General features: G+C 43.7%; 11 protein-coding genes and 1 pseudogene. 7 read left to right on the top strand and 5 right to left on the bottom strand.

Translation table 11 applies throughout. From position 1 onward, the window contains the following. The 6 genes and pseudogenes from V7K21_RS06390 to V7K21_RS06365 form a co-directional block, all read left to right on the top strand. Positions 1-240: pseudogene (locus V7K21_RS06390) on the top strand (hypothetical protein); the annotation flags it as partial. 49 nt (positions 241-289) lie between these two features. Then, a complete protein-coding gene (locus V7K21_RS06385) occupies positions 290-1,561 on the top strand; it encodes a lipid-A-disaccharide synthase-related protein (RefSeq protein ID WP_335172563.1) in 1,272 nt (423 codons plus the stop codon). A 566-nt stretch (positions 1,562-2,127) separates the two neighbouring features. Beyond that, positions 2,128-3,864 (top strand): ABC transporter ATP-binding protein, encoded by a 1,737-nt coding sequence (locus V7K21_RS06380; protein WP_335172562.1) that lies wholly within the window; start codon positions 2,128-2,130, stop codon positions 3,862-3,864. A 25-nt stretch (positions 3,865-3,889) separates the two neighbouring features. Further along, entirely contained in the window at positions 3,890-4,018 is a 129-nt protein-coding gene (locus V7K21_RS06375; protein WP_335172560.1) for a hypothetical protein, read from the top strand. 84 nt (positions 4,019-4,102) lie between these two features. After that, complete coding sequence (locus V7K21_RS06370; protein ID WP_335172558.1) at positions 4,103-4,867, top strand: cysteine hydrolase family protein; 765 nt, start codon at positions 4,103-4,105, stop codon at positions 4,865-4,867. Between the two features lie 337 nt (positions 4,868-5,204). After that, positions 5,205-5,660: a cupin domain-containing protein gene (locus V7K21_RS06365; protein WP_335172556.1), complete on the top strand. Its 456-nt coding sequence runs from the start codon at positions 5,205-5,207 to the stop codon at positions 5,658-5,660. A 242-nt stretch (positions 5,661-5,902) separates the two neighbouring features. Here the strand turns inward: V7K21_RS06365 and V7K21_RS06360 are convergent, their stop codons facing one another. Continuing rightward, positions 5,903-6,982 carry a 2-aminoethylphosphonate aminotransferase gene (locus tag V7K21_RS06360; protein WP_335172554.1) on the bottom strand — a complete coding sequence of 360 codons (1,080 nt, stop codon included), beginning with the start codon at positions 6,980-6,982 and terminating at the stop codon, positions 5,903-5,905. 41 nt (positions 6,983-7,023) lie between these two features. Then, positions 7,024-8,190: a phosphonopyruvate decarboxylase gene (aepY, locus tag V7K21_RS06355; protein ID WP_335172552.1), complete on the bottom strand. Its 1,167-nt coding sequence runs from the start codon at positions 8,188-8,190 to the stop codon at positions 7,024-7,026. Positions 8,191-8,472: 282 nt separating this feature from the next. Between aepY and V7K21_RS06350 the strand changes: the two genes are divergently transcribed. Beyond that, on the top strand, positions 8,473-8,679 hold the full coding sequence (locus V7K21_RS06350) for a hypothetical protein (protein WP_335172550.1): 207 nt from the start codon (positions 8,473-8,475) through the stop codon (positions 8,677-8,679). Positions 8,680-8,780: 101 nt separating this feature from the next. Here the strand turns inward: V7K21_RS06350 and aepX are convergent, their stop codons facing one another. The 3 genes from aepX to V7K21_RS06335 all read right to left on the bottom strand — a co-directional run bounded on the left by aepX (position 8,781) and on the right by V7K21_RS06335 (position 12,233). Further along, positions 8,781-10,436: a phosphoenolpyruvate mutase gene (aepX, locus tag V7K21_RS06345; protein WP_335172548.1), complete on the bottom strand. Its 1,656-nt coding sequence runs from the start codon at positions 10,434-10,436 to the stop codon at positions 8,781-8,783. 193 nt (positions 10,437-10,629) lie between these two features. Then, positions 10,630-11,385: a phosphocholine cytidylyltransferase family protein gene (locus V7K21_RS06340; protein WP_335172546.1), complete on the bottom strand. Its 756-nt coding sequence runs from the start codon at positions 11,383-11,385 to the stop codon at positions 10,630-10,632. Between the two features lie 134 nt (positions 11,386-11,519). Beyond that, positions 11,520-12,233: a 2OG-Fe(II) oxygenase gene (locus V7K21_RS06335; protein ID WP_335172544.1), complete on the bottom strand. Its 714-nt coding sequence runs from the start codon at positions 12,231-12,233 to the stop codon at positions 11,520-11,522. Positions 12,234-12,393 lie beyond the last annotated feature (160 nt).

The raw sequence follows: 12,393 nt of genomic DNA, 5'->3' as shown, positions 1-12,393 counted from the left end.
AACGAGTCTTTGATCCTCGTTGATCCACCTTTAATACTCGTGAACGAGTCTTTGATCCTCGTTGATCCACCTTTAATACTCGTGAACGAGTCTTTAATCCTCGTTGATCCACCTTTAATATTCGTGAACGAGTCTTTAATCCTCGTTCATCTCCAAACGATGGGAGCAATCGCTAATTATTCCCAACTTACCGACAATCAGCCCAAGGTACACCCATCAATAATGCTACCGGAGCCATAAAATAAGATAAAATTCGCTGTTTTTTCCCTTTTGCTACCCAAATACCAAGATGCCTTCTAAGCGAATCTTATTTATCAGTAACGGCCACGGAGAAGATAACCATACCTCTCATGTTATTCAAACCCTGCGCCAATTGTGTCCTTCTCTTGATATGGCAGCAATGCCGATTGTCGGGGAAGGAAAAGCTTACCGCAACTTGAAAATTCCCATTATTGGCCCGACGCAAACGATGCCCTCTGGGGGATTCTTTTACATGAAGCGCCTCTATTTGCTCAAAGATTTTCAATCGGGATTGATTGGGTTAACGTGGCGACAGTTACAAGCGGTGTTAGATTATGCTCCCAATTGCGATTTGATTATGGCTACTGGGGATTTTGTCTCTCAAACATTTGCTAACTTAACAAAGCGCCCCTACGTCTCCTTTATCTCTTGTCTTTCTGCCCTCTACGAAGGGCGGTTACGACTAAATCCGCTTCTGTGGCATGATCTTAATTCTTCCAGATGTCTGGCAGTTTTCACTAAGGATCCCTATACGGCTTATGACCTCCAACGGCAAGGTTTAACTAAAGCTCAGTTTGCTGGCATTCCGGCTTTAGATTGGCTCGTCCCTGCTGGCAAAGACTTGCACCTGAAACCAGACGGGAGAGCGATCGCTCTCCTACCAGGGTCACGGATGCCTGAAGCCGCGCGAAATTTTTGTTCGCAGTTGCAACTAGTGGTAGAAATCGCCAAGGTGATTCCTGAGTCAGGATTACAGTTTCGTGCAGCCTTGATACCGGATTTGATGCAGCAACTAGACGACATTGCCAAAAGTCAAGGTTGGCAGCTGAATCAAGGTATACTCACTTATTCTCTTCCAGGAAATTCTGCTGACAAATCACCGATTGTGGAAGTGAGATGTTATTCAGATGCCTTCAGTGACATCCTATGTTACTCTACTCTCGTCATTGGTATGGCAGGGTTGGCAGTGGAGCAAGCTGTAGCGATCGGCAAACCAATCATCCAGATTCCTGGAGAGGGTCCTCAATTTACCTATCAATTTGCAGAGGCGCAAACACGGCTGTTGGGCATTTCTGCCCAAACTATCGGCACCAAGCCAGCAACCCCTGAGATTCTTAGGCAAGCAGCTCGACGAGTAGTCGAGACTTTACAAGATTCAGACTACCTGATTAAGTGCAAAGAAAATGGCCCTGAGCGATTTGGCCAGCGTGGTGCATCTGAGAGAATTGCCCGCCTTCTGCTAACCTATCTGGGAGAAACTGAGGAGAAATTACCGTTGCTGCCAAATTTTAATAATGAAGGTAAGGATAACAGAATGTAGGTAAAACAGCGAGTTATTACAGCAGAATTCATGTATTTGAACCACATCTGTCATAGGAACACAGCAATGCTCATGCGTGTCAAATTAACATGAAAGCCAGTCTAGAACTAACTTTTAGAGATTGTCTCGTTTGTCTCGTTCCCAGTCAGAGACTGGGAATGCTTAATGAGAGGCTCCGCCTCAAGACTAGCGGCACCGCAATGAAAGAGCATTTTCAGCCAGAGGCTGGAAACGAGGTTTTAAAGGGGTTTGAGCTTAAGTTGACACCAATAAGCTTTTTCTGTGCCCAAGAAAATATGGTTTATTTAGCTGAAATAGCTAAATAAATCATCCGGCATGGAAGCAAAAAGATGTTATGTGTGGAAAGCTGCTAATTATTGCATTCGGGAATTTTTTATCTATGGTCATAGTGCCATTTTCCAATCAGATGGATAAGTTAATGCAGCCAATTCAAGAGGACAAAAGTTTATCTGCCAAGATTGCACAATAAATTTTGAGATTGTTGGATAAATCATGGAAGAGATACTTTGCGGCGCTGGCAGAATATAAGCATACAGAATTGAACTATGAAAGTCCGCTCTAGCTACTGGCAACTGTTGCCTTATCTGTGGCCCCAATGGCCGCTGTTAATTCGGGGATTGGCTTGTATCTTAGGATTTGTGTTGTTCACCCTAGCAATACCCTATTTAGCAGGTAAGGTCGCTTTTTTTCTTAGTCAGGGAAATGTTAACCAGATTGCCTACTGGCTCGGACTAGCCACTTTAGTATTTTTAGTTCGAGGGTTTTGTCAATACGGGCAGAATGTCTTTATGATAGCTGCTGCTCTGGAAATGGCTTTAAACTTGCGTAAGCGAGTTTACGCTCACCTGCACAAACTCGGATTAGATTATTTTGAAACCACACAGACGGGAGACCTCACTTATCGCCTAACTGAAGATATCGACCGGGTAGGCGAGATTATTGACAAGTTATCCCATCAGTTTCTTTCCAATCTGTTGCAGTTAATTGTAATTCCCATTTACATGCTCTACCTGAATTGGCCGCTCACGCTTGCAGGTTTGATTTTGGCTCCCCTGATGGCTTGGTTGATCGGAGAATTTGGTCAGCGATTACTCGTGCTATCTCGCCAGAGTCAAAATCAGGTTTCCAACTTGTCTGCGCTGCTAACTGAAGTATTTAGCGGGATTCGCGTGGTTCAAGCTTTTGCAGCACAAGAGTACGAAGTGAAGCGATTCAATCAGGAAGCAGAACGCAATCGTCAGGCTCAGTATCGCACTCAACAACTCAAATCTATTCAGTTTCCCGTTGTCGGTTTTTTGGAAGCAGTTAGTATTATGCTGCTATTTTTATTGGGAGGATGGCAGATTTCTCAGAATCAGCTGACATCTCAAGGGTTTATCAGTTTCTTAGCTGCTGTAGCTTTACTGATTCAGCCAATCGACATGATGATTAGCAATTACAACGAGTACAAACAGACCGAAGCTTCCGTCGAACGGATCTTTGAACTAATGGCGAAGCAGCCTAGCCTCAGCGAAAAATCGAATGCTCAGGAAATGCCACGAGTTATTGGCAAGGTAGAGTATCGTCATGTCAATTTCGCCTACAATCCCGACCAGCCAGTGCTAAAGGATCTTTGCCTGCACGCTTCTCCTGGTGATGTCATGGCTTTGGTTGGTTCTTCTGGAGCAGGGAAATCGACGTTAATTAGCCTTTTACTTCGCTTTTATGACCCTCAGGCGGGTCAAATTCTGATTGATAATATTGATATCCGTGACGTTACACTCACCAGCCTGCGCCGTCAAATTGGGATTGTTCCCCAAGACATTACCCTTTTTTCAGGAACGATCGCCCAAAACATCGGTTACGGTCAGGAAAAATTAGATTTACCAGCGATTCAAGAAGCGGCAAAGATTGCCAACGCTCACTCCTTTATCACCCAGTTTTCTCAGGGTTATCATACCTGGGTGGGCGAACGGGGAGTTAACCTATCAGGAGGACAACGCCAAAGATTAGCGATCGCCAGAGCAGTTGCCAACGATCCGCGAATTCTCATCCTGGATGAGGCCACCTCTGCTTTGGATTCGGAATCAGAAGCACTAGTTCAAGAGGCGCTGGAGCGAGTCATGCAAAACCGTACCGTGTTTATTATTGCCCATCGCTTGAGCAGCGTTCGTCGTGCTGACTGCATTCTCGTACTAGAACAAGGACAGGTGGTTGAAGCTGGTACCCACGCCTCCCTACTATCTCAGGAAGGACGGTATGCTCGTTTTTACGCCCAACAGTTCTACTCTACAGATAAGTAGAGCCAGCAAGCAGCTTATTTTTGCCATGTATGGTAGTGCCGATTACTTGTATATTGGGGGCGATCGCAGCGATTTTACCATCTACAACCTATACATCTACCGTTGCATAATCATCACTGACGGCAATCAAAACATCCTGAATGGTAGAATTTAGCATATTTAACCTTGATTAAGTAATCGTCTTCTCAACTAAATTTCAAGTTACAAAATAGAAAATGGTGTTCTCTATTGCAATCTTATGAATTTGCCTCTTCGGACATTGGGAGTTCCACCAAATGCGTGGACAGTGAATGATGCGATCGCAGATATCACTCGTACTCAAAAGACCCCACAACCCGTTATTTTATCAACAGAAACTAAAACCCTGCATTTAGACTTGGCAAAAGCTGCTATTCTCGTCATTGATATGCAAAACGACTTCTGTCACCCTGATGGCTGGTTAGCGCATATTGGTGTGGATGTAACTCCAGCGCGTCAGCCTATTGAACCTTTAAACAACTTACTTCCAGAACTCCGTGAGGCTGGTGTTCCAGTCATTTGGGTAAATTGGGGGAACCGTCCCGACTTGCTCAATATTAGTGCTGGTTCGCGTCACGTCTATAATCCCACAGGGGCAGGTGTGGGATTGGGCGATCCATTGCCAAGCAATGGTGCTAGAGTACTCATGGCAGGTAGTTGGGCAGCGGCAATTGTAGACGAACTAGAACAGATTCCGGAAGATATTCGTGTGGATAAATACCGCATGAGTGGCTTTTGGGATACGCCCTTAGATAGTATCTTGCGGAATCTAGGAAGGACAACACTATTTTTTGCTGGTGTTAACGCTGATCAATGTGTGCTAATGACCCTATGTGATGCCAACTTCTTAGGATATGACTGTGTGTTAGTTAAAGACTGTACCGCTACTACTTCTCCTGAATATTGTTGGCTGGCGACATTGTACAATGTCAAACAATGCTTCGGTTTTATCACTGACTCGCAAGCAATTTTAACAGCGCTGTAAAAGAGTGAGGAGTAATTCGATTTGAGATTTGAGATTTGAGATTGATTTCATGCGTGAATGCTCTTGATTTGCTCAATAATTTGAGATTTTAGATTTGTTCTTGCGTTTAGATTCGCTTGATCTCAAACTTTTTAAATTTTGGACTTTCCTGCGGAACGCTACGCGTAGCTTGCTTCCCTGTAGGCGAACGCTTTTGAATTATTCAATCCCAAAATCCAAAATTTGAAATCTAAAATATAAAATTGGGTGATTTAGACATACAACTAATAACTCAATATTCAGGACTTGGATTTTAGGAATTTTCATACCCAACAATCACTTCCGAGGGGATAAATAAATGAATGCTACTCGTTGTGTAATTCCGGTTATCAAATTTACCAAAGATTACCAAGTATATCGCATCAGTCCCAACGACTCTAATCGATTAGCAATTATCTTTGATTCGACAAATGCTAATACTTCCTTGACTTGCTGCATTGAAATTTTTGATGTTGGTGGAAAAACACCGCCAAATCGCCATCAGTGGGCGGTGGAAATGTTTTTCGTCCTCAAAGGGGAAGCGATCGCCATGTGTGACGGCAAGACTACCACGATCAAAGCTGGAGATAGTTTATTGGTGCCTCCCACTGGGACTCATTTGATTAAAAATACTGGTTCTACTCGCTTGTACACGTTGACTGTTATGGTTCCCAATGAAAACTTTTCGGAATTGATTCGCAGTGGTATTCCGACGGAGTTAGATGCAGAAGATATGGCAGTACTGGGGAGATTAGATGCTTTGATGCCCTGTTAAAATAATTCGGATTTCGTAAATCATTACACCCCCAATACTGCTCGGTTAAGAAATTTATCTGTCCAGGCAAGCAGTTCTTGAGCAGGAGAGGAAAAACGCTTATTCCTCCTATTCTTCATTATTCCTCGTTCCCATGTGGAACATGGAAATATATTAGTATCTGGGCTACTGACTCCATGTCTAATTGGAGGCAGCAGCCCCTAATCAATCATTCCCATACAGAGCATGGAAACGAGAGAATATTAGGAGTTATTAATAATTTGTTTAACAACAGCAACAAAGCGTTCCATGTCAGCGGAGGTAATAGCTCCCATTGTCGAGACTCGAAAAATAGATTGAGCTAAATTTCCCTGTCCAGAATAAATTATATAGTCTTGTGCTTTCAATTTGTCGTGAAATTGCTCATAGCTGAAACCGTCTGGCAAATAGTAGGCATTCAAGACAACGGATGAACTGCCAAGAGGAAGTAGGGGTTTAATTCCGATTGAGGCTAACCCGTCTCTAACTAAGCTAGCAAGTTGGTTGTAATGGCTGTGTCTGGCACTCCAACCCCCTGCTTCTGCCATTTCTTGCAAAGCTTCTGTTAAGGCATAAAATGTCTGTACTGATTGCGTAAAAGGTGTGCCGCCTCGATCCTGCTGCTGGCAATAGGTTCCTAAATCCAAATATAAGGTGCGGGGGATTGTGGTTACTGACGGCAGTGCATCCCGTCGCAGGATGACAAAGGAGGTTCCAGGGACGCCATGCAGACATTTATTGGCTGTTGCAGCGCAAGCGGTGATTCCCCAATCTGCAAAATTCAGTTCCTCGCCACCAAAACTGCTGACACTATCCACTAGTAATTGAATCCGGCGTTCTTGACAAATTAGCGCAAGTTCCACCAAATTATTTAGGCGACCGGTAGTAGTTTCGTGATGGACAACAGCAAGATGGGTGATATCAGCGTTTTCATCTAAAAGTTTGACTAAACCGTTGATATCTATTTCGGCATCCCAAGCATGAGAAAGTGTTATGTAATCAATGCTGTGGATTTTGGCGATCTTGGATAGTCGTTCGCCATACACACCGTTTTCAATTACTAGCAATTTTCCATCTCTGGGGACTAGACTGCTGATCATCGCTTCCATCGCTGCGGTACCAGAACCTGTGAGGAGAACTGCTGCCCAGCGATCGCTTTCAAGACCATAAACTTGAAGTAATTGTTCGCGGATTTTGCTTTGAAGTTGGGAAAATTCTACTTCCCGATGACACAAATCGGGACGCAACAGGGCGTTTCTGACGCGATCGCTCAAATTCACTGGGCCGGGATTTAATAAAATCATTACAAAGGGACGCGATTAATCGCGTCTGTACAGTTAGAATTCTATTGCCAGTCGGAACCAATATGTTTCATGAAGCGCTGTAAAACTGCTTCCGGGGTAAGATTAGGTCGGGGTAGCTTTTCTAAAGTTCCTGGACGGATTTTCAGATGAGCGAATTTAGGTTTAGTGTCGCTATCTGCGGTAAATAAGGCATTTAAAAGCGCGGGATCGTCTCCAGCTAATGTAATACCGTAACCGCACGCTTCGGCAATTTTGGCAAAGGAGATACCCGCAGAGACGGTGGCTTGTGCGCCTGTGGAATCGTGGGCTTCATTATCTAAAAGAATATGGATTAAATTAGCACCGCCATAAGTGCCAATAGTCGCAAAATTACCCATTCGCATCAGTGCTGCTCCATCGCCATCAATCACTACTACCTTCAGGTCTGGACGTGCTAAGGATAGTCCCAATCCCATTGAGGAAGCACAGCCCATCGACCCAACCATATAAAGATGATTGGCGCTGTCTTTGCTGGCGAAGAGTTCGCGTCCCGTGTATCCAGTGGTGGCAATTACTACAGTGTTTTCTGCATCAATGAGTTCCACAATTCGAGCTAATGCTTCGCTGCGAGAAACGCGTTGTTCTTTGTGATCCCGAAAAAAGCTTTGTTGAATATGAGCGCTATTACTATTTTCTCGTTCGGGGATAGAAGAACGGGTGAGTGCATGGGGGGCAATCGCTCCCTTACGCATAATTAAAGCATAAGGACAGCGCTCTTGTCTCATGTAGGTTGTGGCTCTTTGCAGAACGGGTTCTATTTCTGCTGCGTCTGTGGGAAAAAATTCCCAAGGTATAGTCATTGTTTGCAGCAATTTATCTGTGATTTGCCCCATTAATTCATGTTGTGGTTCATCTTGCAACAGGCGATCGCCTCGCAGGGTACAAATCAGCAGCAGTGGAATCCGAAAGATATAAGTCAGGGACGTTAGCGGGTTAACTGCATTACCCAAACCAGAGTTTTGCATCATTACCACGGCTGGTTTTCCAGCAATTGCTGCTCCAGCTGCGATCGCTACAGCATCTCCCTCATTGGCTGCGGAAATATATCTAAGTTGAACGTCATTGATGACGTAGTTAATAAAAGGCGTGAGAAAAGAACAGGGTACGCCAGTGTACCACCCAAAGCCAAGATTACGCGCAGCTTCTACAAATTCCTCTGCCTGGATCATAATTAAAAATTTACAGCAATTTTCAGGTATTTAGATGGTTGAGATCGGGAGTGGGGAGTCGTCTTGAAAAGAAGTTTCTGACTGGGAATGCCTAATGGGAGGCTTTGCCTCAAGATTTGCGGCAGAGCTGCAATGAAGGGCATTTCCAGCCTCTGGCTGGAAACGAGGTTTTAATGGGATTTGGGCTTAAGTTGACACCAATGAGTAATTGTTTCCTATCAACGTATTTGTATCATTAAAGTCAACTCGGAAATTCAACCTCTGAACTCGGAACTTCGACCTTTGAACTCGGAATTTCGACCTTTAAATTCGGAACTTCGACCTCTGAACTCGGAACTTCGACCTTTGAACTCGGAACTTCGACCTTTGAACTCGGAACTTCGACCTTTGAACTCGGAACTCCGACCTTTTAGTTCAGAACTCCAACCTTTGAACTCGGAACTCCGACCTCAGAACTCGAAACCTCAACTTCAGAACTCAAAACTTTAACCTCACAATACAAAGCGTCAAGCTTAGAACTTTTGTAAAGACGCGATTAATCGCGTCTTTACACCAAACTCCTGTACAGACGCGATTAATCGCGTCTCCCCCTATTGCTTTAATTGAAAAGCAAGGTCAAGATCATCTAAAGAGTTAACATCTAACCAGTTACCGCGAATATAAAGCACCTTGATTGGTTTTCCTTGCTCGATTAAATAATTGCATAATTCTGGCAAACCCAAACTGTTGAATTCCGGCCGTTTTTGTAATTCATTGAGTGCTTCACTCAGCCACTCTCTACCTTGACTCCGTAGGCGCAGCATCCCAATCCAGCGGCCACTATACTTTCCTAATTGCGTTTGTGTTGTTTTAGAAATGTCCAACAGGTTGACATCCTGTCCAAATAAAGAAAGGTCGTCTGGAATTGAGCAATAAGCGTAGTCAGGTGAACCGCTAACAGACTTGCTGTTCGCGACAGAATCAACCACAGCCACAATTTCTCCGGGACATTCTAATAAATCCCGCAGGATGTAGCTTCTAAATAGTAAATCGCCGTAAAGTACTAGCATCTCGTCGCTGAAGTTGGTTTGAGCGCAGGCTAAGGATGCTAATTCTCCTGTTGTTTCATAATCTGGGTTGCGAATGACTTTAGTCCCCGGAACATTAATAGTTTCTGCTTTGTAACCTGCGACAACGGTAATATCATTGATGGCAAGTTTCTTAAATTTGTCCACCAACAACCTGAGTAGGGGTTTACCTCCAAGGGGTAACATCACTTTCGGTTTATCTTGCGTCAACGCTGCTAATTCTTGGCCTCTACTAGCAGCCAAAACGATCGCTTGGGTATCGTGGCGTCCGTTGTTAAAGTAGCGTTTTTCAGCTTCTATGAGTTCATCCGCCCCCTGTAGGCGGAAAATTTCTTTTACAGGCGCAATCTCATCTTCAATGTTGATTAAAGTTTCGCTGGCTTTCACTTCACGAGCGATCGCTTGCATACTAGCAACAGCAGCTCGAATCAGATGATTTGCCCAAATGACCAAATTCACTTCAGCCTTGCGAAAGACATCGGTGGGAGTGCTGTAATATTTAGTCGGTATAATTACCAACGGGGAACGACCCGCCCACTCTTTGGCAAAGTCTAACACTTGGTCAGGACGCGATGATTTACTGTGAATCAGGATGGCGTTGGCTCCTGCGGCGTGGTAAGCTTCAGCTCGGCGCATTGCCTCCGAAAGATCCCACCCGGCAATCAAAGCTTCGAGTCGGGCAACGATGCAAAAATCTGGATCTGTTTGACTATCCTTACCTGCCTTAATTTTGCCGGAGAATTCATCAATATCAGCCAAAGCTTGGCGACTCCCATTGATGAAACTATTGGTTTTGGGAAAAAGCTTATCTTCAATACAGACTCCAGCGATACCTCGCTGTTCTAACTTCTTAACCAGGCGACGCATATTATTAAAGTTGCCATAACCAGTATCCCCGTCTAACAAAATAGGGATGCTGGTAACATCAGACATGAACTCTAGCATTTCCACAACTTGAGTCCAACTGGCTTCATTATTATCTCGAACGCCATATTGAGCCGAAAGGGCGAGTCCACTGGCCCAAATTCCTTTAAATCCAGCCTCTTCCACAATGCGGGCGCTAATCCCATTGTGAGCTTCCATGATGAAGTCAAGTTGAGGCGATTCTAGTAAGGCCCGTAGTTGGGCACACTTATTTAATTTTGCAGCGGTATCAGTGGGTGCAAATATTTGATGCATCTATTCTGCTTTTTTCAACTTATATAATATAGCGGTTCTCAATTGCATGGAATACAGACCTAACAAGAACAGCCCCTTCCCTACTAGCGTTGGGGAGTAAGATTCAAAGCCTCTCTCCTTTTAGGAGAGAGGAATGGAAGTGAGGTCAGACTGTAATGTATCTAAACGATAACCGCTACAAATTAAAATATTTTCAGACATTTTCTACAACTTCTATCTGAGGTAAAATATCGTTTTGGGCACGTTGAATATCCTGGGGAAAATCGATTTCGAGCCAAGGTAATCCAGTGATATCTTCGTAGCTAAATGTTTCGGGAGTTTCTAATAGTAGATCCCGAATGACTTCTTCATAAGGTTCATCATGTCGTCCGTCTGCAACATATTGTTCTGTGGAAGTAGCAATCCGGTGAGCAGCAATACTTCCAAAACGAAAGAATCCCACTGACTCGCCTGCAAAATCATAAGCCAAACCAGGAGCTATTTGTTTACGAAACTCCACTAAATAATTATCTCTGACGCAAAGCTTCACAGGTTCATCTCCCGGTTCAAAATCTCGATCTAGTAAAAAGCTGTTGGCGATATTTGTCTTTACCAGTCGTTCGATGATGCGGCGATCGTACAAAACATCTGCATCCATTAATAATATGTCATCGCCAGCGACTAGATGCTGACGTACAGTCCAAAGGCTGATCACACTACCTTTAGTGTAGTCAGGATTATAAACTGTACTGACCCAATTTTCGGCTCCCAATGCTTTGATTTCCTCCTGAATTCTTTGTGCTTGGTAACCCACAGCAATCACTACTTCGTCAATCTGGTAATAACGGAGATAGTTCAAATGGCGCTCTAATAAAGATTTTCCGTTAAATTTCAGTAAGCATTTGGGTTGGATTTGCCCATCTTTACCTAAGCGTCGTCCAACGCCAGCAGCTAATATAATTGCCTTCATTGTCAAGTCACCAACAAAGCTATAACACCAGGAAATCTAGGAATTTTCCCAGTATTTATAATGACTGTTTTTTGCTCAAGACAATATTTGTTAATTAATTCTTAACATGAAAGAAAGATTAACTCTGTATCGCCTCAATTGCGAAACACCTGGCGAAAACCAAAATAGGCGATCGCATCTTTCATATTCGAGACAAAACGTTTTAGCATACCCATGTTAGTGTCGGTGACGTACTCCAAAGTCAAGACAATGCGCTGTTCATTTTCACCCAAAGGAGTAACTCTGTGGTAAAGTTTGTCACCATTGAATAAGACTATAGTACCAGGGGTTAAGGAGAGCGATCGCGTTTGTGTCGCCCGTTCAGGAACATCCTTGTAAAGTTGATATTCCAGCTTACTGGATGAATTATCAACTAAACCAAGCAGCACTGTATAGCGTTTACCGCGATAGTAAGAGGTATCGTAATGATACTGGATATGGTCTCCAGGCTCAGTGTAGTAGTACAGCGCGTAAGTATGGGGATCAGCATTAGGACAGGGAAGGAGTTTTTCTGCTGTAATCTTGTTGAGGAACTCGAAAAAGGCACTAAGTTGATAAAACTCTCCGAAAATCGGAGCAAGGCTGTCTAAACTATAGCGGCTGATACTACCGCCCTTTTTATGATTGGGAATATAGTTGCGGTTTATAGCAGGTTGCAAAGATGGCAACAACGCCAAAAATTTCTCGATGATGGAGTTAGGGAGAAAGTTCTCAACCACTAAAAATTCATTTTGAGCTTGAAACTCAGCTTGAAATTTCTGGTAATCAACAGCTGCTATAGCTTTATCAATTTCAGTTTGAAGCTCCATTGATAATTTGATACTAATATAAGATTGCAAAAATAAACATACCATTCACTCTGGTAATTGTCCCACAATCTGACTTTTCCCGTTAAGTCTCTTTTGCAAGCTGCCAACCCTCACAGAGATCGTGTAATTTTAACCAACCTCGCCACAGTACCTGGATACC

It is taken from the genome of Nostoc sp. (assembly GCF_036919595.1).
Lineage (GTDB): Bacteria > Cyanobacteriota > Cyanobacteriia > Cyanobacteriales > Nostocaceae > Nostoc.
This window is presented reverse-complemented; position numbering and strand designations above follow the sequence as displayed.

Bases quoted from the DNA above. Each gene is read 5' to 3' on its own strand.
- V7K21_RS06385 (WP_335172563.1), top strand. From the start codon at position 290: ATGCCTTCTAAGCGAATCTTATTTATCAGTAACGGCCACGGAGAAGAT.
- V7K21_RS06380 (WP_335172562.1), top strand. From the start codon at position 2,128: ATGAAAGTCCGCTCTAGCTACTGGCAACTGTTGCCTTATCTGTGGCCC.
- V7K21_RS06375 (WP_335172560.1), top strand. From the start codon at position 3,890: ATGTATGGTAGTGCCGATTACTTGTATATTGGGGGCGATCGCAGCGAT.
- V7K21_RS06370 (WP_335172558.1), top strand. From the start codon at position 4,103: ATGAATTTGCCTCTTCGGACATTGGGAGTTCCACCAAATGCGTGGACA.
- V7K21_RS06365 (WP_335172556.1), top strand. From the start codon at position 5,205: ATGAATGCTACTCGTTGTGTAATTCCGGTTATCAAATTTACCAAAGAT.
- V7K21_RS06360 (WP_335172554.1), bottom strand. From the start codon at position 6,982: ATGATTTTATTAAATCCCGGCCCAGTGAATTTGAGCGATCGCGTCAGA.
- aepY (WP_335172552.1), bottom strand. From the start codon at position 8,190: ATGATCCAGGCAGAGGAATTTGTAGAAGCTGCGCGTAATCTTGGCTTT.
- aepX (WP_335172548.1), bottom strand. From the start codon at position 10,436: ATGCATCAAATATTTGCACCCACTGATACCGCTGCAAAATTAAATAAG.
- V7K21_RS06340 (WP_335172546.1), bottom strand. From the start codon at position 11,385: ATGAAGGCAATTATATTAGCTGCTGGCGTTGGACGACGCTTAGGTAAA.
- V7K21_RS06335 (WP_335172544.1), bottom strand. From the start codon at position 12,233: ATGGAGCTTCAAACTGAAATTGATAAAGCTATAGCAGCTGTTGATTAC.